Raw genomic sequence first — 25527 nt, forward strand, 5'->3', positions numbered from 1 at the left:
TCTAAATCTCATGCTCAAAACAATAATGATTCACTAGCTCTTCAATCAAATCATGATCCGGATATTCTCCGTTAAATTCAAATTCGATTTCTTCCACAAATTCTCCGTGATGGTACACATGGATGGCTCCATTTTGACGGACGACGCTAAACTCCGGCTGAAATGTATATCCGCTTCGTTCAATTGCTCCCATTTCTTCCCCGCCTTTCAAAGCAGTAATTCATACACCTCGTTTAATTCCTTGGCTCGTTTTTGATCCTGTTCATTCTGGGCATACTTAATTTCTTTCTCTAATACATGGTTCAAAAAAGACATTTCATTGTCATCTAAGTCTTTTACAAATTCCTCTTCATTCACATACCGCTTCGCCAGCATCTTCTTGCAAATCCGCTGGCAGACTTCATTTTCAAGATGGTTTGAAAGTGATTCGCGCAAATAACCGAGTGTAACATCCATTTTTGAACACCTTTCCTTCTGCTATCTTTACCCTATAGCTTGCTGAAATAGGGAAAATCCATACGCCAAAAATAAAAAAAGAGACATCCGTGAATGTCTCTTTTTTCTATGGTTATTCAGCCGCTTGGCTGCTTTTTGTCAAATTGGCCTGCGCACGTTTGCCAATCCCAAACACATAATAACTCATGACCACAAGCGCTAAGAATATCACGCCTACAATCAGAGAAATACGAGTATCATCATTAAACCACATGCCGACCAGAACCATCAGCAAGAAAGCAATCGTCAAATAGTTTGTGAAAGGTGCAAACGGCATTTTGAATGGATGTTTATCTAATGCAGCGCCCTTCGCTTTTCTGAATCCGATGTGGCTGATCAAAATGATAAACCAAGGAATCATGCCAGGCAGCACGCTTGCGCTGTATACATATACAAAGATCTTCGGCGGCGCAATATAGTTCAGCACAACACCGACAGCCAAACCGATCAGCACTGCAATTGTGCCATACAGCGGCACACCATTGCGTGAAATCTTCTTAAAGAATTTCGGCGCTTGTCCATTGACACCTAATGTATAAAGCATACGGCCCGCACTGAAAATACCGCTGTTACACCCGGACATTGCCGCTGTAATCACGACAAAGTTAATAATGCCGGCGGCTGCCGTAATTCCGATTTTCGCGAACGTAGACACGAACGGGCTTCCAAGTGAATTGAGCTCATCCCAAGGATAAACTGTCACGATCACAAAGATAGCGCCAATATAGAAAATCAAAATACGCCAGATAATACTTTGAATCGCACTTCTTAGCGTGTTTTGCGGGTCCTTCGCTTCACCGGCTGTAATACCGATCAGCTCAACTCCTTGATAGGCCGCAATGACGAGAGACAGTGCAAAGAAGAAACCTGAGAAACCGCCCGCAAAGAAGCCCCCGTGAGACCACAAGTTCGACAATCCGATCGCATCTCCGCCGTTGCCAAACCCGAAGAAAATAATCCCGATTCCCGCAATAATCATCAAGATAATCGTCACAATTTTAATCATCGCAAACCAAAACTCAAATTCGCCAAATGACTTAACAGAAATTAAGTTTGCCGCACCAAGAATCACCATTGCCACGATACCAGGTATCCAAGCTGGCAAATCCGGGAACCAATACTTCATATAAGAACCGACAGCGATAATTTCTGACATGCCGACGATAATCCACTGGAACCAGTTGCTCCAAGCTGTTATATAACCTGCCAGCGGATGAATATATTGATGGCCAAATGTCGCAAAAGAACCCGTGCTCGGCTCGACATAAAGCATTTCACCCATCGCACGCATAATAAAAAAGATAAAAATTCCGCATATTGCATAAGCCAGAAGGACAGACGGGCCAGTCCATGAAATCGTGCTGGCAGAACCCATAAACAACCCAACACCGATCGTACCGCCTAAGGCGATCATCTGAATATGACGCGCGCCAAGGCCCCTCTTTAATTCTTTATTTGCCACTCCTCTTCCTCCTCTTAACCAAAATACTCGAAAATGATAAAACAGCATGCCTGCTTGCCTTCTCATCAATCAGTTATAACAATCAGAAAATTCAAACTTAAAATTGTTATATAATCTCCAAAATTACTTATTTCATCATAATAAATTTCTTTGGAAAATACAATTGTTTTTTTGAGGTAAACACTTTTATTCAGAGTTTTTAATAAGAACTTTGATTAAAATCTTTTATATGAATATAATTAAATTATTTGAATATTAAAATTATATTTCCCTTATTGATTCTCATAAAAAATAAGCTGTTCACAATGAACAGCTTTCTAATAATTCACACCCGTTTGGTGCTTTAATGTCTCAAGCCACCCGGTATCTCCGGTGCCATAGCCCTTGCTTTGCCCCACATCTCTTAAAGATCCATTGCTGTAGTTAATTGATAAGATGAAATCAGGAATCGTATCATACCCGGCTTCCGCAATTTTACCGAGCTCTGAACGGTAGTGAGATATAGCATAAGAAGCCGTTTGTTTTTGCAGAGGATTTTTTTCAAGCTCTTCTTTATATACGTCTAATAAGTCACGTCCATCAGGCGTTACATACCGTCCGTCAATCACTTCTAAATCCTTCAAATGATAGCCTGTGACTTCATACATCTCACGAGCAGCCTGATACTTTTTATATGCCTCTTCGGAAAATTGTGTTGAATCACTGCTTTGACTTTTCATGATATGTAAAAATAGCTCTTTGCTGTTGTCTCCAGATTGCAGCACTTGCTCAATTTGCTCAATCAGTGCCTGATCGTCTGTCCCGCTCACCTGTACCTTATAGTCAATCGGCGTAATCGTAAACGTCAGCTCTGTCCCCTGCGGAATGTGAATATCGTTTCGGTTCAATAGCACTTGTAGCTGTTGGTTAACCTGGCTTCGCTGATACACCTTCCCATTCTCAGCCTCCACGTCTCCATTAAACGTGACATTGCGAAACGCAGCATCCTGCAGGTTATAGTTTTGCGCCTTCCCTTTGAATAACCATTCTGTTTCATTATCGTAAGCGGCCTGTCTTTCTGCAGCTGACAGATCACTTCTGAAATAAGGTGACTTTGAATTTTGGTACTTATCCTTAATATAGCCTAATGGATCAGACTTTGTTTTGTTAATCGCATTCATCCTGCTGTATTTTTCATCTAGTATTTTGATTCTGATATCACTCTCAGATTCATAGGGGTTTTTGGATTGAATCACTGTTTCTTCCCCTGTGTCTGTCACTGTTCGATCATTCGCTGATTGATACACTTTGCTGAAAGTCCCGCCGTTTCCCGCCACACTGGTTTTAGAATAATTGAACTGGTTGATTCCCTCATTTGAAGATCGTGACTCAAGCCTGCTGTATGCCTTTTCCAGCACCGCCGCTGTATTTTCAGACGTATTCTCGCGTTTAGTAGCCGCATTCCTATTCAATATGTTCTGTGCCATCAGCTGGGTGCGGATAAATTGCCGATTCAGACGCATTGGATTCCCTCCTGAACAATTCTCTCTTACCCTTTTTTATCGGCAATCCAATGTATATATTAACCTCAAAAAACATTTATTTACACATGAAACTTTAATATGTATGATGGAAATAAAAGGAGGTTGTTTACATGATGAAAAAATGGCTTATTCCATTCGCTATTATGCTGTCTGTCTTATTCACCTTTACTTATTCGGCATCAGCTGCCGGAGTCACTGCTATTACAGGAAACAATTCATTTGATACCGCAGCACCGATCGGATATTGGAAATATAAGAATATCGATACAACGATACTGGAAGCCGGACAAGATGAAGCCTATTTCACTTTTACAGCTAATAAGGGAGAAAAAGTATACGTGAGAAGTACATATCAGAGCGCGTACACAGGCATGAAAATTGAAATTTACGATAAGAACAGAGTACCTGTTTCACAAGGTACAGAAGTCATTAATCCTAACACTTTTTCTTCATTTATCTATGCCAATGCTGACGCTCAAAACACGACGGATACCTTCTATGTGAAAGTGTCACGCGGCACCTATACCGGGAACATGTATTTCACACTTTCAATTGAAGACCGAATCAAATCCGGCAGCGGAACGTTCCAGTTCAGCGGCGTTGCTGAAAATAAAGGAAACACAAGCCTTAGTCCCTCAGGTTCTGACTCCAGCGTGATCAAGGTTGATTTAACAAATCAATCCGGAATACCGCGCGATGCCATCGTAACCAGAGTACAAACAACCGCCACTCAAACACCAAGCCAGGGAAATACACGCCACTTCATCATGACGAGTGAAAACAACGAATGGCGCCGTGCTCTTGTGAATAGCTCTACTTCAGGGTCTTATGATATATCCTTGTCAGATCAACTCAGTGTAGCAAAGGTATGGAGTTTTAAATATAATACACTAGCAACTGCTAAATCGACGATGAGTAATGTAAAAGCAAAAATAGATTATGAATACGATGTCACAAAGCAGTTTTAACTTATACCGAGCCGGTTATCCGGCTCTTTTTTATTTTTAGCCTAGAAGGCAATTGTTTTGATAAACTATAATCAGTACAACCAAGGGAAGTGCAGACATGGCATTAAAACAGCTAAAAAAGCTCCTTTTTGACCGCCCTCTAAAGGATGGCGTTATCCTGAATCATCAATACAAAATTGAAGAATGCCTCGGCATGGGCGGCTATGGCTTGGTTTATTTGTGCACCGATGTCCATACTCAAACCTCTTATGTCTTAAAACAGCTAAGGCCCACAAAAGCGAAAAAGGAAAAAGAAAGAGTCCGGTTCCAGCAGGAAATGAAACTGCTCAAAAGCATGCACCACCCGCAAATCCCGGCCTTCATAGAAGATTTCATCATTGACGGACAAGCTTATTATGTCATGCAGTTCATTAAGGGAGATAATATAGAAGAATTATTATTTTTTCGAAAACAGCCGTTTACAGAGCTCATGGCGTTACAGCTGATTTCACAGCTCCTTGAGATTGTAGAATACCTGCATGAACGCCTGATATTTCATAGCGACATCAGAACGCCTAATATCATCATCAATGACGGCAGGCTCTGCCTCATCGATTTCGGCCTTGCCAAACAATTGACTCCTGAAGAAACGGAGGAAGTAAAGGTGAGGAAACAGGATGACTTCTTCGATCTTGGAGAAACGCTGTTGTTCCTGCTGTACTCTCAATATAAAGGAAAAAAGAAGAAAAACGGCACCTGGATGGAGGAATTAACGCTCACAAAAGAAGTAACCCTGCTGCTGAAAAAATTATTGGGCATTGATGAAGAGTATCAGCACACCGCTTTCATTCGCGAAGATTTAAACCGAGCCATTCAATCGGTCACATAAAAAAACCCTTGTCCCAAAAGCGGAACAAGAACTTTTTTTGGATTAACTGCTGCTGTAGCTCCGGCGTTTGTAACGATGACTGCCGCCATAACTGTCGTAGTGTCTTCTTTTGCCTGAGCTGCTGCTGTAGCTGCGATAATGTCTGCGCCGGCTGCTGCTGTAATGCCGGTGTCTGCGATATCGGTCACTAGAGCTGCCTGAGAGGTACTTGATCGTTTTGATGATTTTTTTAAACATTGCTGATCACCTCATTTCTTTCTTCCTATTATATATATTTTATAGGAGAAAGAAAAACATCAGCGGGGTCACTCTTTTGAAAACAAGAACCGCGTTCCATTTTCATTTGTCTGCAGCTCATAAGTAATCGCAAGCAGTCTGCATATATCCTCAATAATCTTTAACCCAAGCCCCTCACTGTTCTGGGTCTGATCAAATCCAATACCGTCATCCCGAATAGAAACAGTGCCATGTTCAATCGTAACTTCCATCTTTTCAGCTTTTGAATGCTTTAACGTATTTTGAAAAATATTATCGAACAGCCTTTGCATCCATAACACGTTGCTCATCCATATCACTTCTTGATCTGCTGGCTTATAGTGCAATTCAATCCCATTCATACTGTATAAATAATCCCACTTTTTCACCGCTGTTTCTAATAGCTCGTTTAGGTGCACTTCTTCATTTACGATATAAGAACTTTCTAACGTTTCAGTGGAATATAAATTGAATTCATTGGTTAATTCCGAGATATATTCGATTTGCTGATACAACGATTCGAATACGGCCTGATCATGACATTGGCCTTCCAAATAAAACAACTGCAGCCTGAGAGCGGTTAAAGGTGTATTAATGTCATGACGCAGTTTTTGCAAAAGTTCCTTTTTGATTTCCTCCTGCTGTCTCAGTTCCAGTTCACGGTATGTCGTCCGTTCAATTAACAAATTGACCGATTTGGTCAGTTCCCCGATTTCATCAGCGCGTTTCACTTCTATTTTATCGGGCACCTTTTGATCACTCGCCAGATGCCGAATGGTTTGATTTAATAGGTTGATTTTATGGAGCAGGGAATGAATCGACTTTGAAAATAAAAAAGCTAACAATAAGAGTGATAACAAAAATACAACGAGCATTGCCGGATACGCAAAAGACCTGTGAAAAGGCATACCATGATTCATTGATTTAAACATGCTTTCATAAATCACCGACATCAAAATACTAATCGCCAGCAATAGCACAGGAACACTAATAACGGCCGTACATAATAACAGCTGATATTTTGTCTTTAGCTTCATTTCTTCACAACGGTATTCAGCCGATACCCTTCTCCATATATATTTTCAATAATCTCACCCGCTTGATCATTGATTTTGGCTCTTATTTTTTTAATGTGCACATTGACGATATTCGGGTTTCTGTCTTCGAGCTGCCACAAATATTCAAAGAAATGTTCCTTTGTCAGGGTGCTGTCCCTATTTTCATATAAATAAAAGAAAATTTTCCGCTCAATCGCAGTAAACAATACCTCATCATGCAAGCTTTCATTGAACACTTTTTTGGTTTCCGCATCAATATACAAATGTTTGATTTGCGTAAAGGTGCCATAATGATGCTCAAGCATATTCTTCATTCTTAATAGCAGCTCTCTCGGATCAAAGGGCTTCACCATATAATCCTCGCCGATCTGCAACCCTTGAAGCTTGCTGTCCATGTCATTGCGGGCCGAGAGAAAAATGACCGGAATGCGCAGCCCCAGCTTTTTGATTTTTGCAGACATTTGATATCCGTCTTCACCCGGCAGCATCACATCCATAATGACCAAATCCACCTTCTGAATTACCGAAAGTACATCCGCTCCATCTGTTTTCCATATCACATGATATCCCTCACGCTGCAAAATCTTTTGCAGCAAATCACCAATCATCACATCGTCTTCAACGATTAAAATATGATAACTCTTCATCCTAGCGAACCTTTCTGATAAACTCCATGGAAAGTTTATATATTTGATCAGGCTGATATAAATAAATACTGTGTGTTCCCCTCAGTTCCTTTATATCAGCTGTATTAAATTGAGCCGCAAACGCTTCATAATCTTTTCGGTTTTGTATGGCGTACTTTGAATTTCTATTTTGGTCAGAGACCGCATCTAAAATCAAGACGGGAGTTTCTTTTGGCGCCGGCAGATTCACAGATTTCCTGCCGTTTTGGTAAGACTGTAAAAGCTCATGCTCCATATCTGCATTAAAAAATTGCTTAAAATTAATGGCTTTATAGATTTCTTTTTCTTCATCAGTTAAAAACGACTGCCGAATCACCTCAGGATTATATACTGCGGAAGACATAAACCGATGAAAACCAATCGAAGTTAACAGATGGAACCCTCTCACTTTCAGTCTGTCAATCCCGCTTAATTTATACGTGACATACTGCTGAGGCAATCCAATATCCATCGCAATAATCGCCTTAATTTCCTTAGGATATTTCTGCGCCCAATACATCGCTTCAATCCCGGATATGGAATGAGGCATTAAAATATAAGGAGGCTTATTTCCGCTTTTCATAAGCGCTTTCCTCGTCTGTTCCAGTACCGTGTCAATATCTCTGTCATCATTAGACACATCACTGTATCCATAACCAGCCCGATCAACGACAGCAATCTTGTTTTCTTTTGAAAACTTACTGTACAAACCTTTCATCTCATAAGCAGGCGCAGCAATCCCCGAACCGGACATAAACACAAACGTATCCTTCCCGCTTCCCTCTTCATACACATTCATCTTTTTACCGTCAACATCGACTACTGTTCCTTTACCTTTGAGCAAGGCTGCCTCCTTATTTAGCTGGTAATGGTGATAAATAAAAACGGAGACGGAAACAAGCAAAACCAAAGCAGCCAAGCTGCCAAAAATGATTTTTAGGACTTTCCATAAAGTTTTCATATGATGCTCCTTTCACGTGATACGGAAAGGATACGACATGAAAATAAATTTCTGATAAACCTTATTAAATATTGAATCCTCTACAAAAAGACCACCTCATATGTACGGCGGTCTATACTGATAATTGTATATTAACTAACTATTAAAGTTAGAATTTTCTTCTAAATCTTCCTTAGTCTCTAACACACGATCTTCAACCTCTTTCAAAGCTGCATCATAATTATCCGCACCAGCTATTTCTCTAATTTTTTTCTTATTAGAATCCGATAATGAAAAATCTTCCACTTCAATTACCTTATCGTTATTAATTATATTCCCTTTATCATCAAAGGAAATACTTACGTTAAAATCATCAGAGTCATTTGTAAAACCAGGGTTTAGCTTTTCAGGCACAAACGATGAGCCTGTACCATTCTTCTGTTTTATATAGATGACATAGTATTTATGATCTTGATCAGAGACCATATTAGCTGAATTTGAGCGATCTTGTTTTTGTGTTTTTCCCACTTGGTTTTTAACATTATTTTCATCATCCGGCTTATTCGTTGAGAAGGAATAGACAGCTATAGTTAGACATAATAATGCAAATGCTAAACAAACCATAAGAAACTTTATTTTTCTTTTCAAAAATGTTTACCCCCAATCCATATTATTCATTCTTTATTTAAGACTTGTTTAGTAATATTATATTCTTTCATAATCAATAATATACTTGTTAACACTATGTCTAAAATGGCCAACCCTAAGGCTATTTCACCTAATAACGCAATATTACCAGATACAAAAAAGCTAACCATAAAAGTCAGACTCCAGAAAACCAATACAGAGAGATAGATCAAACTATGCTTCTCAAAAAAGCTATAACCAAATATCCATTGTATTGATAATAGTTTTTTGTTCATTTCTAAGTAATAAACTGCCGAAAAAATTAATAATACAACAGCTAACAAAAGAAATACTCCACAATATATAGTCATTAACTGCAGTGCTTCTTTATCATTGGCTATCTTTAATTCGACATTTGAATAAGCAATAGATACAGGATTCCATATATTGTTTAATTCATATTCTTCTAATGTCCTTTTTATTATTTTGAAAGGATCTTTACCTTCACTAATTTTAGTATAAAAACCATATCCCATAGAAATATTATTAGCCAGTATCAAAGGGTCAAATTTATTATTAACTATTACAGCAATCGGATCTACAATCTTATAGTTACTGTTTTGAGCTGAATTTGTAGAATACGTAAAATAAGATTGGTTATTCTGAACATAGATAATATTTACTTTTACAGGAGCAGCGGTTTTTATATCATAAATACCTTTATAATCTTCAGCTATCGATTTTTCAATATCTTCTTTATACATTTTATATTTTATTGGGACCAACACATTTATTTCACCTTTATTAGAGGGAGGTATTTCCACGTCTTTCCCATAAATATCTTTTATCACATTAACCGATAAATAGTTCTTATTAATTTCTACTTTTCTTCCTTCTTCTCCCCATGGATTTATATCTTGTGAAGAAATTTGCGAATCATTCGAGTAATAGTCCGAAGGATATATATAAAACGCTCCTTGAGATTCTAGTTTTTCATATAAAAGGTGGATTTTTTTCCGCTTTTCTTTATCTTTTTGAAAATTAAGGGTTTCTTGTTTTTGTTCTGGGGAAGCTATCATCCCTAAATAAGAATAATTTTTTAACAAAGACCATTTTTCTTGATTCGAAACCGTGCTTTTTAACACCTGAAATTTGCTAATCCCCTGCTCTAAACCTAATAATAGAAAAACTGCCAATACAAACCGCACAATAATATTTAAATAAAAAAACATTCTTACTGGTTTTTTATTTTTAATCATTTGCGGGATATTGATACTTCCAGTACTAAACCATACTATTAAAAGAATGATTGTGAGTATTATTGATAGCAGAGCAATGTTTTTTGATAAAAAATATAAAAATTCAATGAATTGTTGGTAGTGATTATACCAATATAAATATAATATTAAACCTAAACTTCCAACAAGCAAGGAGCTTATAAGGATAGGAATATATCTTTTTAATAGATATAATCCTATATCGAGTAAATTACATCCGAACATATACCTAACAGCAATTTCTTTATAGTTATTACTTAAATCATATAATATTGTAAGCATTATCAATAAGCATAAAATTAATAATCCTATATACATCATTTCTTGATAAGGATATGATGTACTCACACTTTGCGAATTTTCATTTTTTGATAATTTAATTGAAAAACCATGCTGTAATGCGATTTTCTTAAAATTTTCAGCCTGTTTTTCACCTATAAGAGTATAAGTACCTTTAATATCTTTTCTTTTTTCCGCAGCAATCATTGGCCTAATTTCAATAGGTTCAAAACTATGAAATATCTCTAACTGCCCAATCTGATGCTTATTCTTCGTTTGAACAGTAGATAGAAAATCATTAGAACTACTATTACTTTGTAAAAATTTTCCGGATTTTAGTTTTAGATCTTTAAAATATTCAGATGCATTATAGAGAACAACATAATAAACCATTTTATCCTTATTATTACTATTATTTTCATACGATATGCGTTGTAAATTAACTTTCGCTTCAAACGCTATTTGTTCCAACATCTTGAAATTATCATTTTTACTTATTTTAGTATTCCCTTCATCTATAACAACATTCCATGCATCATCAACATTATCATGATTAAAAGATTGAAATTGTAAAAATTCAAATTGCTTTATCGATAAGAAACTTACAACTATAAAGGTTGTAATTACGAGAAGGAATAATAATTTTTTCACAATCTATTCCCCCTTTATAATTGTAGAGTTCTTGAAAAGATTTTTATTAGTTCTTTATCGTGAGTGACCATAATGATTGTCTTCTCTTGTTTATGTAGTTTTTGAAAAAGAGATATTATAATATCTCGGTTTTCAGCATCCAAAGATCCCGTGGGTTCATCAGCTAAAATCAAAGTAGGATTTTTAAGCAGCAGTCTAGCAATGGCAACGCGTTGTTGTTCTCCACCACTTAATGTATGAACTTTTTCTTTACCATATTTGTCCAAACCAACTTCTTTTAGTACAGAAGACATAGCATTTCTTTTTTGTTGTCTATCCATCTTCTTATGTTTAAGGGCAATTTCTAGATTCTCATTCACAGATGCATTATCAATTAATGCATAGTTTTGGAATATAAATCCTAAGTGATGTCTAAGTAAATATCTTTTATTTTGTTTTCTACTTATATCTCTATCTAATATTTTTATAGAACCACTATCTGCTTTTTCTAACGTACCAATTATATTTAGTAATGTAGTTTTCCCCTTTCCACTCTTTCCTATAATTCCAATAAACTCCCCAGGTTCAATAACCAAATTTAAGTTTTCAAAAATTTTTCTTTCATTAAAAGATTTGTTCATATTTTTTATTTCAATCATATTATCTCCTTATTTATCCTAATACAAAAGGGACTTATATATTATAATATAAATCCCTTTTGAAAAATTTACTTATTGTAAACATGTTTGTGGTAGGTGACTTTATAAGGGCCTGTATAATCGAGCCTTAATTTAGACCAATATCTAGGTTGAGCAATACGCCCCGGATAATTTATACCTTTTTTTGTTATTGACGAATTGTGACGATAAAGCCAATGATAATAATCATTGTAATCCTGCATTTTCTTTTTGTCATAACCATAGTTCCACTTTTCCCCGCTGCCAGCTGATGCTGCGACAGGAATTATCGTGCTTATCGCTACTATTGTTAATAGTAGAAATGCAGCAATCTTTTTCTTCATTTTTATTCCTCCTTTTGAAATTCATAACTTATATAGGTAATAATATCATTTTGTATACCTTTTTTCAACATTTTTTTCAAATATTTTACTTGTTGATCTTTAATCATATAATTATTTTCCGGGATCTAAAGTTTAGGTTTAGGAATTTGTTGGTTATTTTTTTCTCGATACTCGTTAAATTATAATCCTATAAATTAATATTAAAAGCTATCAAAACCATTTTCGAACGCGACATACTATCTTTACGTTAACCTATATATTAGCTTTTTCGATTTTATCCTTTTAATAGATCCATTTATTTAAAATTTAGCTTCTTATATTTGGAATTTATCAGAATAAATATTTCTTTCCCTGAATACGTCCCGGATATTCCTATATAAACAAAAACAAGGCATCACCATACGCCACCTTCTCACAATGACAACTCCCTATCCATGCTGGGCCAAGGAGGCACAATCGGCACTTTTAAATACTCCACCGCAGGTGCACACCTGCTATCAGCCATCATCACCTGCAGCACAGGCAAGAGCGCCCGCGAGTTTGCCAACGAGTACTTATTTAAACCGATCGGCATGAAAGAAATCCCCTATTATGGTATGAAATCATTTGGCTTTGACGATCTATTCGGAAAAAACGTGAAGGGATGGGTAAATGACCCGGACGGCAACTCAACCGGAGGATGGGGACTTACGCTGACTCCACGGGATATGGCTCGGTTTGGTTATCTATATTTGAATCATGGTACTTGGAACAATCAACAGATCATTCGGAGATCATGGATTGACGAATCAACAGAGATAAACCCCAATAACTACGGTTATCTATGGTGGCTGCGTGATGAGGATGGCGTTTTCTCATACTCAGCACTGGGCGATGGCGGGAATGTGATTTGCTGTGTTCCGGAGAAAGACTTGGTTGTAGCAATTGCATCGGAATTGATTATGAATGCTCGTGACAGGTGGAAGCTGATTAAGGAATGTATTGTCCAGTCTGTGAAAGATTAAACTTATTTATGGCAACTAGACAGATAAGAAATAAGCGGTAGCCTCCTCAATATCTTTCTCCTTGAGAAGGCTGCCGATAACCGCCAATAAGAAATTCTCGTCCATTCTTATTTTTACCGAAAATCCCATGAAGGTGTCATCTGCTTAGCGATACAAAACCTCCATATCTACTATCCTACCTTCAATCCTCCTTATCTTTCAGCTGAAAAGCAATCAGCTTTCCTAATGCCTCTTCAGCTGCAAACGGAGCAACTATTCCTGAAGGATGTTCATGCTCGTGTTTCAGGCATTCATACATCTTCGGTTCAATGCAAGCCGGATCGATCCATGCAATACACCAGGATGCCCAAAAGCATGATTGCCCTTCACTTTCTTGAGCGATTTTGATGACAAAGGGCAGACTGGGCTTCCCGATTCTCATGAGTGAAATGGCTGCAGCCATTCGTGTATCTTCGGCATGACTTGTTAATAAACGTGATAGCTCCTCCGCTGCTTCACTCGCATCTTCCCCAAACTCACCTAAAACAGCCGCAGCGATATTACATAAAGAGCCTTCCTCTTTTAAGGCCTCAACCAAAACAGGTATTGCATCTTTTCCTGATCTCTTTAGCTCCCCTATCGCTTGAACAATTGTGATCTCATTTGTATTCGCTAAATTCTGAACAGATAACGACAATTCATCACCATTTGATTTCATAAAAGTGCCCCCTCTCTCGTTTGATAATAAACACTCAGCGTATTCCATAAGGATATACCGGAAAGTGCATTATCTTCCAATTAACATTTAAATACTACAAACATTGTAAATAATCCTGTGAGATCCCATTATAAGAAACTCCGCCGCCTTTTTTAATGTTATCTCGCATCTGCTGAGCACTGACACAAAAGACCCCTTTGGTCAGTTAACCAAAGAGGTCTTATTCATTAAATTCATCTAAACTTATAGAATCAAAAAATTCCTAACGATCTAAAAAGGACGGCTCTACATGGACTGGTAACTATGCAATCTAATATATATTAGGGCAATTGAATTTTAAGAACTAAAACAAAGCAGTGTATTATCGATTGATATCTTTTAGCGCTTGTTTCGGTTGCGAATTGAAAATCAACAATGATGAAATAATGGCAATCATAACCCCTAACGCACCAATCCAGGTAATCGAAGCCAATGATACGTTTTCTACAAAAACGCCCCCTATCCCTGCGCCAACTGCCATAGCGAGTTGCATCATGGACTGATTAATACTGAGCAAAACACCTGACATTTCTGGTTCTATTGTAGCCAGGTGAAATTGCTGTGTCGGACCGGTAGACCATGCGGCAAACGACCATAATATGAGAATCACCAACACACCGATAAAGGAATGAGTGACAAATGATAGCAGAATCAGTGTGATGATATGCAATGTCATCCCGCCAACAAGTGTAAAGGGCACTCCCCATTTATCGGTGCTATATCCCCCAAACTTCGATCCAACCAAACTGGCAATTCCAAATACAAGCAAAACACCGCTAAGCAGCTTGCCGCTTATTCCTGAAATGTTCAAGAGATACGGTGACAGATAGGTATAAGCAACAGAATATCCCCCGAGCCAGAAGAAAGTGATTGATAATCCCATCGCCACTTTCCGTTTTTTGAAAAGAGCAAGCTGTTGAAGCAAAGGTACAGGCTTATCCCCTTCAGTATGCGGAAGAGTAAAGAATATAACGGCCATTGCGATCAATCCTAACAAAGCAATTGCACCAAATACAGACTTCCAGCCTAATGCTACTGCTATCATTCTTCCAAGCGGAACACCAATGATTAAAGAAGCGGTAAATCCCATAACAACAGTAGCGATGGCACTGCCTTGCTTCCCTTCCGATGCAATCTTAGCGGCAATCGTTAATGCGGTGACAACAACCATACCTGCTCCCATCGCCATAATGATCCGAGCAGCAATAAACCATCCATAACCAGGCAGGACAAAGGCCAAGATATTGCCGAACACAAACAAACCGAGAGCATACATCATCAATCTGCGTCTATCCATACTTGCTGTCAATGCCATAAGTACGGGTGTGGAAAGAGCATAGACAAGTGAAAAGATCGTTATAAGCTGGCCCGCGGCAGCCAAAGTTATCCCGAGTGTATGAGCAATGTGATCCAAAATACCCGAAATAATGTACTCTGAAGTTCCGACTAAAAAGCTGACAATGGCTAACATATAAATTTTCCAGGTGTTAGACATAAACGTTCACTCCTTAATTTTATTAGAACAACATATCACGAATTATCGATATGTTAAATTAAAAAATAAACACATCGTAATATGTCGATATGTATGGCGTAAAAATAAACATCTTTTGATGTTTATTTTTATATCTCTGTTTTAAGAAAGTCAGCAAGTTTCCCAATTGCTTCTTCATCTCTTTTGTAATACGTGTACTTTCCGATTCGTTCCGCCTTAATCAGGCCGGCTCTTAAAAGGATGGTGAGATATTGGGAAGCCGTCGATTGCGTCATTTTCAATTTGTCTGTTATTTGACTGACACATACCCCGATTGTGTTCATATCAATCCCTTCATGGGGTGCAAAATGACGATCAGGCTCCTTCAGCCATTGTAAAATTTGCAGCCTTGATTCATTTGATAAGGCTTTGAATACTTCAATTGGTTCCATGACAATTATTATATCGTTATATTCCGATATGTCAATTCGTTTTTTAAAAAATTTTTGATGCTTGACTTCTTTTTATAGATATTCATCCTTGAAGGTTTATTTCTGACTAATTCATGAAATGGAACTGAAGACAGCATAATCAAAAACTCAAGACTTTTTTCCCCGCTTAAATTATTATCAGCCTCATAATCATGTCATTGTACTCTTTGGGGGAAACCCGGCAGTGGCTTTGTTAATTTTGGCGTCCGCTTAGATTGTGAATTAAAACAATGATGGCATAACTCTAAAAAAAGAAGCGGAAGTTGATTATGTTCAATCAGCTTCCAACCTCTTTGACAAACATTTAATTCTTTATATTAAAGATTTTTCTCTAAATCATTACATAATTTAAATACCATCACTCGTTCACCTGTCCGGGAGCTTAAATCAGTATGAAAACTTTTCACTTCTTCTCCAGTTATCGTAAGGATAATATCCTTAAGACCTTCTATACCTGATTCAACTAGCTCTGAACGAGTTTGTTTGATAGATAACATCCCCTCTTTTGATCCACAAACTGCGTATTCAGCTGGTGTTAAAATTCCTTTTAAATTAACGATGATCATATCCCGCAGTATATCAGTTTTAACAGATACAGACCCACGCCCAAGATAATCCTTCTCCCATTGAGTAATGGACTTACTGATCTCTGATTCAATAGAACCTTTCGTTTTTTTCATATACAACACATCTCCTGGCAAAAAAATTGGCATATTCTATTAGTTATTTCGTCTCATTAATATTCTCTTACAACATGTCCTTCATATACACCTTCAATATCCAAATCAGTTTTACCGTTTCTTGAGACCACTATCATTTTGGATAACATATTTTCTTCCATCATAGAGTGGACATGCAAAAATCGAACGCTCCCTAAATGGGTTTCCTCAACCTCTTCATAGGATTTTAAATGATAAAAATCGATTGCTTTTCTAATTACTTTTTTCATACATTCCATATTTTCTCGATCAAACGAGCTCATTTCCTCTATTGTTTTCGTTACAAAATCAGTTAAATTAGCGTTCATACAATCTCCTTAGAACTGCTTCTTTCTCCATAGATGGGTGCGTTTAGAAGCTGAACCTTCATTTCATCATGACAAGCAATGATCAGGTAGGGCTTGACCTGTTTTAACATCAGGCACCTCCACAATTGAGGCTTTTCCATCCTTATGATGAACGAGTAAACCTCTAACTTTAACATATGACGGCACTAGTGGATGCTGACGAATGATATCAACACTTTTTTCAACACTAGTACTATGTTCATTTAGCCATTCATCGACCGTACCACCTAAAAATTCAGGCTTACAATTTTGAAAAAGATAATCTAATGTTTGTATTTTATCCTTCATTGTCTCAAGTTGAGTTAGTACATTACCTGTGGAAGTCCTCTTATCTTTTGTTCCTACAACAACAACCTCCTCAACATCTTCCTGGTAAATCGCAAAAATAACAGACCTCATTATTTCTCCATAAGGATGTGAGATACCGGCACCATAGCTTTGTATAGTCAGCATATTTTCTGCTGGAGTGTTAGTCACTTCTTGTAAAATAGGCTCCAAGCCGTTTTCAATGTCCGTCAAAAATAATACTTTTTTATTTTGATTTCCATTCATATAGCACACCTCTTCTTTATGTTTTTCATTTTTATATTGAGTAACAAATCCATTTGATAATATTTAGATTCATAATTACCAGCTTTCCCAGCATCCCTCTGGATCAATACTAGCCAGTCGGACCCATCCATTTTGAACTTTTTGGAGAAATACTGAGTCATTATTTAATAACCGTTCTACATATTCTCTAGGTGCTTGGATGACAATTAACAAACGAAGAGGAGAATGATAAGCCTCATAATCTGATTGCATGACGGATTGCCAAGGCAGTCCGGCTAACAAGTCACTTGCATTCCCCTGCATAACTCCAAGACCTGCAGTAACGGTTTGAGTTGCTTTATTTCCGCTGCCATAATAATGAGGTGCTACCGTTGATGCGTAATATTGTAAATTAATCCATTGGGCCACAGTTCCAGGTCCTGCAATAATATTTGCTAGGAGTTCACCGCTTTCGTCCTGCTTCCAATCATAATTATGAAGGAAGGCTCTTCCTTCCAAATCACAATCCTGAGTTAGTTCACGTTGGCCGATAATAAAAGCGGCATTACGAGCCAGTCCCCATTCCGGACGTATCTCACTCCAATCTTCCGCAAATCGGTGTGCCTCAGCCTTCGGGTTTTTAAGTTTCGATTGGACATTCGGTAATTGGGCTAGACGTTCTGAATTTACGTTATGTCTCACTTTCGGCATAACAGCTTCGATACGTTCAAATGCTTCCTGTGCAGCTTTTGAAAGCTCTGGTACATAAAGCCAATGTAATTCATCCACCGTTGTATTATGTTCAGCGGCAGCAAAAACCGTATCCTCAGGGATTTTAATTCCTTCAGTTAAAAGAGCTTCTCTTACCTCTGAAAGATTACATAAAGCAGCTAAAACTCTTGCATTGAATCCACCGGCCGCCCCACCGCAGGCACCACAGTCAAGAGCTGCCGCATAAGGGTTATTGATACTTTGGCTGCCATGCCCGCATATCACGACCAATGGTGCGAAATTCTCTGTTAATCCCATCATTTTTAGAGCTTGCCGAGCATGGTTCACTTTTTCTTCTTCAGTAAAACCTACAGGTATTTCTGCCTCTGTGTCATACTCATGATGAAGCGAGAGTTTTGTATCAGGTTTACGTAACCAAGTCTCACGGAGATTACGAATGAAACGATCCGTTTTTCTTGGCACAAAGCTACGTGCTACCATTTGCAGACTAAGCCAAGGCCCGCTTAGCTCAGGCAGAAGCAAGCTCGTAAGTACATTCTGTTTCATCTTTTTAAATGTATGGCTTAATGAATGAACCGCTTGCGTGCGTTGGTTGTATTTTTCGAGTACATCTTCATCTACGAACTCTTTTATTGTATTTTGCGGTTTTTGTATGACCGGCAAGGAGGCATGACTGTGTTGACTGCCAAGTTCACAAGTTGCAATCGGCACCCCGAAGAAACCAGCAATACCAATCGTTTCAAATGGACCTTTTTTTTCTAGTTGACGACGAAAAGGCTCTGATCGTACATCGATGCAGAATGCCAATTGAGCTAATGCAGATTTTTTACCATTGGTTTCACGTTGTTTTGAGATGATCTTCTGACTTAATCGATCAGTGTATGTTTGTTCCCAAGCTTCTAACCAAAGTTTCCTGCGAAGTTTCTCATCAAAGCTGTAGGCAAATGATAAATATTCGTTTTGTTCATCGGCCGACATCTGTGGCCATTCCTCTAATGTAAGGCCCCCCCAATGAATCCAAGCTGCTATAAGGGGAGCAGTTGAAATTTTATTCTCAAATCGTTCATTATGAATAGGTAAATATGGCTTTATAAGAGCCCACTCCATGGATATTCGGACCGCTAAATAATCTGTCAGGAGTGCATGTTCATGGCTCGATTGTTGGGAGCGCCAAAGCATCATCCCTGCCCATCCAGGTAAGGAAAGTAAATGACCTTCAAGATAACGCTGGATTTCTGATTCGGGGATTTCTAGTGCGAATAACGCTTCTTGTAAAGCCAAATGTGCCTCTTGCGGCCAACCTTTTAACCTTTCACGCTGCTTTTTACTAAGTGCTGGATCATACTGAATGAGATGCTGCCAGGCACGATAGAAACCTTCCTCACGATTGGGCATTGTCCAACCCGCTTGAGAGTCATCAAGATATAATTTACACCACTTAATGACATGATGATCTAGGATATTGACTAACCTTTCACCATCTTGATTCTCTATATATGAACTTATTGGTTGCATAAAAACATTCTCGATATGATCCAATCCACTACATTCATTCACCAATTTTTCCAGCTTATGTGATGATAAAAGGTCGGAAGGCAGTGGATCTAGTTTTAATCCAGCATGGCAAAATCGCTCTGCCACGTCCCGCGGGATGTTAAAGGAATGTGAATCAAGCCAGCGCTGCAGCCCCATTTCCACAAAATCTTCATCAATCTCACCTTTATTCTTTGCTGAACGGATCATAGATGCACTAGGGTATATATCAACATCCCGAGTGTTTTTCAACCAACCTGCAACCTGATCAAAAGATTGGTTTTCAAGCCCCATCCACGGATTACGTGCAGCAAATGTGGAAATAGGCCAAAGTGGCGCAATCACTCGGCTGGCGGATGTAATTAAAACGTTAAGATCACTTTGAACATCAATATCTGTATCTTTCTTTTTTACATTTTCTTTCGTTAATACGGATGTAATGCCCATCTCAGATTAGCTCCTTATGATAAATATTGTTTAAGGTAGTCTGGGTGACTCTCTACTGACTTTGGTTTTGCTTCACCTAATCGAACTAACCAAAGATAGATTACCGCGAAGAGCACTGAAGAACGATGACGAGCAACCCACGTACCTAAAGCACTGCCAAATAGTAAGAGACATACAACAATGATGACAGCTGACATTGGAGGTTGAACACTTTGAAAATCGATTGTATGCAGCCACTTATAGAAGAGGTTATGAATGATAAAATAGACGAGGGCTGCTCCTCCTAAACATATTAAGCCAACAATTCGGCCAATTTTCCCCTCTCCAAAAGCTACGAGCTGAGTCCAAGAAACGGACAATGACCACCCTAAGATCAGCGCACTGATGAATTGATACCCCTCTCCAGGAGCAGCGAGCCAAAAAGCAACCCCTATCACTAAGGCTAACGTACGGCCAGCCGCGATCCATAAATAGGATGATCCCTCATTAGCCCGAGTCGATCCTTCATGCCGCTGTACTGCTGAACCAGCCTGTAAAAACAACGTAGCTTTGAATAAACCATGTAAAATAAGATGAATAATGGCTGCTATATAGGCTCCTAATGCACACTGAATGAGCATAAAACCCATTTGTGCAATCGTGGAGCCTACTAGCTGGCGTTTATAGTCAACCTGGACCAAACTAATACCAGTTCCAATCAATACCGAGATGCCAGCAAGCAGAAGTAAAATAATCGATGCTATACCACCATTAAATAGAGGTGAAAATCGAGTTAGTATAATCCCGCCTGCGTTTACTAAACCTGCGTGCATAATCGCAGAAACAGGAGTTGGAGCAACAATAGACTCAATTAACCATCTTTGGAATGGCCATTGAGCCGCAGGAATGATCACTACTAACACAATCAATAAATGAATCCCTGTTCTCTCCCAAATCCCCAGTTGAGCTAAACTTTCATTTGTTAAAACCAATGATAACCGCCATTGACCTGTGACTTGAAAAAGCCAAATCATCGCGAAAAACAAAGAAAACCAACTTAACAAAAATAACCGGCCAGAAACCTTGGCTGCTTCACTAGCCACATGCCAAGCACTGTTTAACCTTATAAGTAAGGTTAAACCGACAAGAGTTGCTCCCCAAAATATAACCATCAAGCGGAGATCACCGCTTAACCATGTAATTGAAGCAGCACCTGTAGTGAAAGTAAAAAGCGTAAAATATTTTCGATATGATCGATCTCCCATTAAGTAACGTACAGAAAAACGCTGAATGACGAAACCAATTGCAAGAACAAAGAAAGTCATTAAACAAGCTAAGGAATCTAAGTGCCAAGGGCCAATATCTCCATTCACACTACTATTGGCAAGAAGCAGGAAGGAAACCAAAAGCGGTAAAGCCAAGATATCAATATGAATGCGAACATAACTTAAGGGTACTCGCGGATGTAAAAACAATAAGCCACTTATCCCGGAAATAATAAGCATAATAAAAAATAATGTTAATAATGATGACAAACTCAGCGAAAACAACATTTCAAATTCTCCCTTAGGTAAAATTCTGTCTGTAATTGAATATACATTTCTTTATCTCTTTGAATAATTACTTATTTTTTCCAATAAAAAAGCCGACAACTTCAAGATTCAATGATTATCTTAGTCATTGAATCTTGAAAATTGTCGGCTTCACTTCAACTAACTTCAGCAAAGTTTTTTGAAGAGCTACCTTATGATTGGTCATTTTACTATATACAATATTTTAAGTTCCGTCTAAAGGAATGGAATATCGTTAATTTAGTACCTTGATTTATAAATTAAATCGACTTATGTTACTCTTTGTTTTTTATTAGGATACTTTTTCACCCTATCAAAATTTAAAATGAAATATTAAAAGAATGCTAAAGGCCTAATTTTAATAACAAACAAAAATAAACATCTGCGCCGATTATTAAGTTAAGTATAAGATATGCTAAATTTTAAACATTGTCAAGATGTTGGAATACGGAGAATGAAGTATCAAATCCTTCTTTCCCTTTAAATATACATCCTGAATCTTTAACCAAGGCCTATGATATCTACCATTCTAATTTTTTTTGTAGAAATACAAGAAAAATTTTATAATCATTTTCTATTTTCTTGTTTAATAAATAACTGAGTTCAATTAGCAACTATAAATGAATACTGGTTCCTACTTTATTTTCAACAGCCTTAACGACCAAAAAATTGAACTAGTTGTTGTGGATATTGTTATAGCTAGAATTCCCCAATTTCTCCGTAGATGTCACTTTCCTTGAAAATACCTTCTTTATATTTTCATATTCTTATGGCAATCTTAAATATCTGTAAAACTAAACATAGCCATCTTTAAAACAAAAAACCCCTTTGGCTAAAACTGTAGCTTTGAAATAAAGGATGATCAAAAATAACACATGAACCTTCAGTTTACGGCAAATTTAAAGAATCCATTTAGAAAAAAAGATAGATCAAAATGGATTCTACAGTTTTGAATACAGATCGAATCTTTATAAAAGAGTTTGATCATTTTAGGTTACGATTTTTTGAACATTAGCACCCGATTGTTGAATAAATCTAAAAATTTTTTGACTTGTTTTCCTTTCTTTTGAAGCGATAAAGAAGCATGTTTTCACATTTTTCATAAATTTTTATAGTAGTTTGAATAACTTTTAGTTTAGGGAATGTTAAATATATAAAAGTTGAAACTGCTAGGCTTATTAATACTCCTGCTAAAACATCAAAAGGATAATGAACCCCAACCCATATACGGGAGACTCCCACAAGAACAGCTAACAATACCCATAAAATTGACCAGCCTCTCTTAAAGAGCCAGAATGAAATACAATATGAGAAGAATAAAATTGTATGGTCACTTGGAAAAGAATTGTCTTTTTCTTTATGTATCAGTTTATTAACCTCTCCCAATTCAACAAAAGGTTGATAATTCGAGTGAAATGCCCCTGCAACCTTCCCTATCGTAAAGGCACAAATGAAAGCGATAGATGCACAAAGAATCATAATTCTATTATCCGTATCTCTTGTAAACCAAATAAAAAGAACACTTAGTGCAAGTAAAAAAACCATATATTCAGCTATAAAACTAAATACAGGATTCAAAAAGGGATGTTCTTTTCCTAAGTCATTAACTAGTCTAAACAGTGATATATTAACTTCTGAAATATCCAAACCCAACACCATCCAATCTCTTTTTAGAACATAGTAAAAGAAAATTAGATGACCTGCCATCGAATCAAATTACATTATTTGAGATTAAAGTTACATTTTTGTAAGATTGGTGTCACATCATTTATGTAAAAAGGGGACCCAAAATCAATTGGAATCCCCTTATAATTTTTAGTAACCTGCCTCTTTTGTTAAAATAGAAAAATACCCTTAGACAAAAATTATCTAAGGGAAAAAGCATCGCAACATTTTTATAAACGTCGTAACTTTATTTTAAACATCACATCTTTTTTACAAAAATCGTGACTTTATTTCAAAGCAACAAAAACAACCAAAGGGGTTAAACAATTTATTCCACAGTAACACTCTTCGCAAGGTTACGAGGTTTATCAACATCACAGCCGCGATGCAGTGCAGCATAGTAAGCGATCAGCTGCAGTGGAACAACAGACACCAACGGAGCAAGCGCTGGGTTTACTTCCGGCAGTACGAATCTGTCATCCGCATCGTCTAGGCCTTTCAGTGAGATGATGCATGTGTTTGCTCCGCGAGCGGCAACTTCCTTGACGTTTCCGCGGATGCTTAGGTTTACGTGCTCTTGTGTTGCCAGTGCGAATACTGGTGTACCTTGTTCGATCAAGGCAATCGTGCCGTGCTTCAGCTCTCCGCCGGCAAAGCCTTCTGCCTGGATGTAAGAAATCTCTTTCAGCTTCAGTGCGCCTTCGACACATACGAAGTAGTCAAGGCCGCGTCCGATGAAGAAAGCGTTTCTGGATACAGTCAGGTATTCACGGGCGATCATTTCCATTTCGTCTTTCTGGTCGCAAAGGGCTTCCATTGCGTTCGCAGCGATACCGAGTTCTTTGACGAGGTCAAATCCGATATCGATGCCGTTTTTGTCAGCAGCCACAGATGCAAGAACCGCAAGAACTGCGATTTGTGCAGTGTATGCTTTCGTTGACGCAACAGCGATTTCAGGACCCGCATGAAGCAGCAATGTGTAGTCAGCTTCACGAGAAAGTGTTGATCCCGGTACGTTTGTGATTGTCAGGGCTTTGTGTCCGAGTGCTTTGACTTGAACAAGTACCGCGCGGCTGTCTGCTGTTTCTCCGCTTTGAGAAAGGAAAATGAAGAGCGGTTTTTTAGACAGAAGCGGCATATTGTAGGAGAATTCACTCGCTACATGCACTTCAACCGGCACGTTTGCCCACATTTCAATATATTGTTTACCGACAAGTCCTGCGTGGTAGCTTGTTCCGCAGCCAATGATATAGATGCGGTCCGCCTCCGCTACAGCGGCAGCGATATCGCCAGGCACAGACAGTTTGCCGTTTTCATCTTGATACGTTTGGATGATTTTGCGCATGACAACAGGCTGCTCATCCGTTTCTTTCAACATGTAGTGAGGGTACGTGCCTTTTTCGATATCACTGGCATCCAGCTCAGCGATATAAGACGCACGTGTAATGACGTCACCATCAAGATTTTTGATGACAACTTGATCATCAGTGACGATGACCATTTCTTTATCCATCAGCTCTACGTATTCGTTGGTTACTTGAAGCATCGCCATCGCATCAGATGCTACGACGTTGAATGTATCTCCAAGACCGACTAATAGAGGGCTTTTGTTTTTCGCTACAAAAATCGTTTCTCTGTTTTCGTTGTCGAATAAAGCAATTGCATAAGAGCCTTTTAACAGTGTAAGTGTTTTACGGAACGCTTCTTCTGTATCAAGTCCTCCGTTGACAAATTGCTCGATTACTTGAACAACTACCTCTGTATCGGTGTCACTTTTGAGCTCTACATCTTGTAAATACTCATGTTTCAGCTGAACATAGTTCTCGATCACGCCGTTATGAACAAGTGTAAAGCGGCCCAGTGCGCTTTGATGCGGGTGAGCGTTTAGATAGCTTGGTTCGCCGTGTGTTGCCCAGCGAGTATGGCCAATTCCGGCTTTCGCTTCTACATTGGCATCCACAACTTCACGAAGATCCGCAATGCGTCCTTTTTCTTTGAACACATGGATTCCCTGTTCGTTGGCAACAGCGATACCAGCAGAGTCATATCCGCGGTACTCAAGCTTTTCTAACCCTTTCAGTAAAATTTCCTTCGCATCAAGCTGACCGATATAACCTACGATTCCACACATATTTTTCTTCCTCCTAAGATTGTAAAAGGAGACGAAGAAAGTCAAATTTCAAGGGGACTTTCAATCGTCCCCTCCTACATGTTTTTTGGAAGATCATGT

At 38.2% G+C, this 25527-nt stretch carries 24 protein-coding genes and 1 pseudogene; 3 read left to right on the forward strand and 22 right to left on the reverse strand.

From position 1 onward, the window contains the following. Nucleotide 1: 1 nt before the first annotated feature. From KHQ79_RS19225 to KHQ79_RS19240, 4 genes are all read right to left on the reverse strand, one after another. The gene (locus KHQ79_RS19225; RefSeq protein WP_029316749.1) at nucleotides 2–193 is read right to left on the reverse strand and encodes a DUF5370 family protein; all 192 of its coding nucleotides are present in this window, start codon (nucleotides 191–193) and stop codon (nucleotides 2–4) included. A gap of 14 nt (nucleotides 194–207) precedes the next feature. Further along, nucleotides 208–456, reverse strand: coding sequence for a sigma-G-dependent sporulation-specific acid-soluble spore protein CsgA (gene csgA, locus KHQ79_RS19230; protein ID WP_003241413.1), 249 nt, complete (start codon nucleotides 454–456; stop codon nucleotides 208–210). Nucleotides 457–568: 112 nt separating this feature from the next. Next, entirely contained in the window at nucleotides 569–1957 is a 1389-nt protein-coding gene (locus KHQ79_RS19235; RefSeq protein WP_019257328.1) for an amino acid permease, read from the reverse strand. Nucleotides 1958–2274: 317 nt separating this feature from the next. Next, nucleotides 2275–3459, reverse strand: coding sequence for a DUF4885 domain-containing protein (locus tag KHQ79_RS19240; protein WP_225516594.1), 1185 nt, complete (start codon nucleotides 3457–3459; stop codon nucleotides 2275–2277). Nucleotides 3460–3590: 131 nt separating this feature from the next. On the opposite strand from KHQ79_RS19240, the gene KHQ79_RS19245 reads away from it, so the two are divergent. Both KHQ79_RS19245 and KHQ79_RS19250 read left to right on the forward strand, forming a co-directional pair. Then, complete coding sequence (locus KHQ79_RS19245) at nucleotides 3591–4448, forward strand: hypothetical protein (protein ID WP_225516596.1); 858 nt, start codon at nucleotides 3591–3593, stop codon at nucleotides 4446–4448. 97 nt (nucleotides 4449–4545) lie between these two features. Then, nucleotides 4546–5316: a serine/threonine protein kinase gene (locus KHQ79_RS19250; RefSeq protein ID WP_225516598.1), complete on the forward strand. Its 771-nt coding sequence runs from the start codon at nucleotides 4546–4548 to the stop codon at nucleotides 5314–5316. Here the strand turns inward: KHQ79_RS19250 and KHQ79_RS19255 are convergent. The 8 genes from KHQ79_RS19255 to KHQ79_RS19290 form a co-directional block, all read right to left on the reverse strand. Then, nucleotides 5301–5504 (reverse strand): hypothetical protein, encoded by a 204-nt coding sequence (locus tag KHQ79_RS19255; RefSeq protein WP_225516599.1) that lies wholly within the window; start codon nucleotides 5502–5504, stop codon nucleotides 5301–5303. The two genes, KHQ79_RS19250 and KHQ79_RS19255, sit on opposite strands and share 16 nt — an antisense overlap. A 117-nt stretch (nucleotides 5505–5621) precedes the next feature. Next, nucleotides 5622–6608: a two-component system sensor histidine kinase YbdK gene (gene ybdK / locus KHQ79_RS19260; RefSeq protein WP_225516600.1), complete on the reverse strand. Its 987-nt coding sequence runs from the start codon at nucleotides 6606–6608 to the stop codon at nucleotides 5622–5624. Next, nucleotides 6605–7276, reverse strand: coding sequence for a two-component system response regulator YbdJ (ybdJ, locus tag KHQ79_RS19265; RefSeq protein ID WP_225516601.1), 672 nt, complete (start codon nucleotides 7274–7276; stop codon nucleotides 6605–6607). The genes ybdK and ybdJ overlap by 4 nt, the downstream gene beginning before the upstream one ends. Before the next feature lies 1 nt (nucleotide 7277). Continuing rightward, nucleotides 7278–8255 carry an alpha/beta fold hydrolase gene (locus KHQ79_RS19270; protein ID WP_225516602.1) on the reverse strand — a complete coding sequence of 326 codons (978 nt, stop codon included), beginning with the start codon at nucleotides 8253–8255 and terminating at the stop codon, nucleotides 7278–7280. A 135-nt stretch (nucleotides 8256–8390) separates the two neighbouring features. Beyond that, complete coding sequence (locus KHQ79_RS19275; protein ID WP_225516603.1) at nucleotides 8391–8882, reverse strand: hypothetical protein; 492 nt, start codon at nucleotides 8880–8882, stop codon at nucleotides 8391–8393. 26 nt (nucleotides 8883–8908) lie between these two features. Further along, a complete protein-coding gene (locus KHQ79_RS22340) occupies nucleotides 8909–11068 on the reverse strand; it encodes a DUF1430 domain-containing protein (RefSeq protein ID WP_225516604.1) in 2160 nt (719 codons plus the stop codon). Nucleotides 11069–11082: 14 nt separating this feature from the next. Further along, complete coding sequence (locus KHQ79_RS19285) at nucleotides 11083–11706, reverse strand: ABC transporter ATP-binding protein (RefSeq protein ID WP_225516605.1); 624 nt, start codon at nucleotides 11704–11706, stop codon at nucleotides 11083–11085. 68 nt (nucleotides 11707–11774) lie between these two features. Next, the gene (locus KHQ79_RS19290; protein ID WP_225516606.1) at nucleotides 11775–12068 is read right to left on the reverse strand and encodes a lactococcin 972 family bacteriocin; all 294 of its coding nucleotides are present in this window, start codon (nucleotides 12066–12068) and stop codon (nucleotides 11775–11777) included. A 347-nt stretch (nucleotides 12069–12415) separates the two neighbouring features. Here KHQ79_RS19290 and KHQ79_RS19295 point away from each other — a divergent pair. Continuing rightward, a pseudogene (locus tag KHQ79_RS19295) lies at nucleotides 12416–13072 on the forward strand (serine hydrolase domain-containing protein); the annotation flags it as partial. Between the two features lie 181 nt (nucleotides 13073–13253). Here the strand turns inward: KHQ79_RS19295 and skfG are convergent. From skfG to glmS, 10 genes are all read right to left on the reverse strand, one after another. Beyond that, nucleotides 13254–13769: a HEAT repeat domain-containing protein gene (skfG, locus tag KHQ79_RS19300; RefSeq protein WP_225516607.1), complete on the reverse strand. Its 516-nt coding sequence runs from the start codon at nucleotides 13767–13769 to the stop codon at nucleotides 13254–13256. Nucleotides 13770–14130: 361 nt separating this feature from the next. Further along, nucleotides 14131–15303, reverse strand: coding sequence for an MFS transporter (locus KHQ79_RS19305; RefSeq protein ID WP_225516608.1), 1173 nt, complete (start codon nucleotides 15301–15303; stop codon nucleotides 14131–14133). Between the two features lie 128 nt (nucleotides 15304–15431). Beyond that, nucleotides 15432–15734, reverse strand: coding sequence for an ArsR/SmtB family transcription factor (locus tag KHQ79_RS19310; RefSeq protein ID WP_003234907.1), 303 nt, complete (start codon nucleotides 15732–15734; stop codon nucleotides 15432–15434). 356 nt (nucleotides 15735–16090) lie between these two features. Further along, nucleotides 16091–16453, reverse strand: coding sequence for a Na-translocating system protein MpsC family protein (locus KHQ79_RS19315; protein ID WP_003241432.1), 363 nt, complete (start codon nucleotides 16451–16453; stop codon nucleotides 16091–16093). Nucleotides 16454–16509: 56 nt separating this feature from the next. After that, a complete protein-coding gene (locus KHQ79_RS19320) occupies nucleotides 16510–16800 on the reverse strand; it encodes a DUF6407 family protein (protein ID WP_003241434.1) in 291 nt (96 codons plus the stop codon). A gap of 66 nt (nucleotides 16801–16866) precedes the next feature. Beyond that, a complete protein-coding gene (locus tag KHQ79_RS19325; protein WP_225516609.1) occupies nucleotides 16867–17391 on the reverse strand; it encodes a carbonic anhydrase in 525 nt (174 codons plus the stop codon). Nucleotides 17392–17466: 75 nt separating this feature from the next. Beyond that, nucleotides 17467–20082 carry a DUF2309 domain-containing protein gene (locus tag KHQ79_RS19330; RefSeq protein WP_225516610.1) on the reverse strand — a complete coding sequence of 872 codons (2616 nt, stop codon included), beginning with the start codon at nucleotides 20080–20082 and terminating at the stop codon, nucleotides 17467–17469. A 14-nt stretch (nucleotides 20083–20096) separates the two neighbouring features. Then, nucleotides 20097–21614 carry an NADH dehydrogenase subunit 5 gene (locus tag KHQ79_RS19335; RefSeq protein WP_225516611.1) on the reverse strand — a complete coding sequence of 506 codons (1518 nt, stop codon included), beginning with the start codon at nucleotides 21612–21614 and terminating at the stop codon, nucleotides 20097–20099. Between the two features lie 1053 nt (nucleotides 21615–22667). Beyond that, entirely contained in the window at nucleotides 22668–23291 is a 624-nt protein-coding gene (locus KHQ79_RS19340; RefSeq protein ID WP_003241444.1) for an undecaprenyl-diphosphatase, read from the reverse strand. A 334-nt stretch (nucleotides 23292–23625) separates the two neighbouring features. Continuing rightward, nucleotides 23626–25428, reverse strand: coding sequence for a glutamine--fructose-6-phosphate transaminase (isomerizing) (gene glmS, locus KHQ79_RS19345; RefSeq protein ID WP_225516612.1), 1803 nt, complete (start codon nucleotides 25426–25428; stop codon nucleotides 23626–23628). Nucleotides 25429–25527: the final 99 nt, after the last annotated feature.

Origin of the sequence: Bacillus sp. TSO22 (genome assembly GCF_020223595.1) — a bacterium.
GTDB lineage: Bacteria > Bacillota > Bacilli > Bacillales > Bacillaceae > Bacillus > Bacillus inaquosorum.

Coding starts and splice junctions, on each gene's coding strand:
- KHQ79_RS19225 (WP_029316749.1), bottom strand. CDS start 193: ATGGGAGCAATTGAACGAAGCGGATATACATTTCAGCCGGAGTTTAGC.
- ybdK (WP_225516600.1), bottom strand. CDS start 6,608: ATGAAGCTAAAGACAAAATATCAGCTGTTATTATGTACGGCCGTTATT.
- KHQ79_RS19320 (WP_003241434.1), bottom strand. CDS start 16,800: ATGAACGCTAATTTAACTGATTTTGTAACGAAAACAATAGAGGAAATG.
- csgA (WP_003241413.1), bottom strand. CDS start 456: ATGGATGTTACACTCGGTTATTTGCGCGAATCACTTTCAAACCATCTT.
- KHQ79_RS19315 (WP_003241432.1), bottom strand. CDS start 16,453: ATGAAAAAAACGAAAGGTTCTATTGAATCAGAGATCAGTAAGTCCATT.
- KHQ79_RS19325 (WP_225516609.1), bottom strand. CDS start 17,391: ATGAATGGAAATCAAAATAAAAAAGTATTATTTTTGACGGACATTGAA.
- KHQ79_RS19245 (WP_225516596.1), top strand. CDS start 3,591: ATGATGAAAAAATGGCTTATTCCATTCGCTATTATGCTGTCTGTCTTA.
- KHQ79_RS19335 (WP_225516611.1), bottom strand. CDS start 21,614: ATGTTGTTTTCGCTGAGTTTGTCATCATTATTAACATTATTTTTTATT.
- KHQ79_RS19240 (WP_225516594.1), bottom strand. CDS start 3,459: ATGCGTCTGAATCGGCAATTTATCCGCACCCAGCTGATGGCACAGAAC.
- KHQ79_RS19310 (WP_003234907.1), bottom strand. CDS start 15,734: ATGGAACCAATTGAAGTATTCAAAGCCTTATCAAATGAATCAAGGCTG.
- ybdJ (WP_225516601.1), bottom strand. CDS start 7,276: ATGAAGAGTTATCATATTTTAATCGTTGAAGACGATGTGATGATTGGT.
- KHQ79_RS19250 (WP_225516598.1), top strand. CDS start 4,546: ATGGCATTAAAACAGCTAAAAAAGCTCCTTTTTGACCGCCCTCTAAAG.
- glmS (WP_225516612.1), bottom strand. CDS start 25,428: ATGTGTGGAATCGTAGGTTATATCGGTCAGCTTGATGCGAAGGAAATT.
- KHQ79_RS19305 (WP_225516608.1), bottom strand. CDS start 15,303: ATGTCTAACACCTGGAAAATTTATATGTTAGCCATTGTCAGCTTTTTA.
- KHQ79_RS19285 (WP_225516605.1), bottom strand. CDS start 11,706: ATGATTGAAATAAAAAATATGAACAAATCTTTTAATGAAAGAAAAATT.
- KHQ79_RS19340 (WP_003241444.1), bottom strand. CDS start 23,291: ATGGTGTTGGGTTTGGATATTTCAGAAGTTAATATATCACTGTTTAGA.
- KHQ79_RS19330 (WP_225516610.1), bottom strand. CDS start 20,082: ATGGGCATTACATCCGTATTAACGAAAGAAAATGTAAAAAAGAAAGAT.
- KHQ79_RS19270 (WP_225516602.1), bottom strand. CDS start 8,255: ATGAAAACTTTATGGAAAGTCCTAAAAATCATTTTTGGCAGCTTGGCT.
- skfG (WP_225516607.1), bottom strand. CDS start 13,769: ATGAAATCAAATGGTGATGAATTGTCGTTATCTGTTCAGAATTTAGCG.
- KHQ79_RS19290 (WP_225516606.1), bottom strand. CDS start 12,068: ATGAAGAAAAAGATTGCTGCATTTCTACTATTAACAATAGTAGCGATA.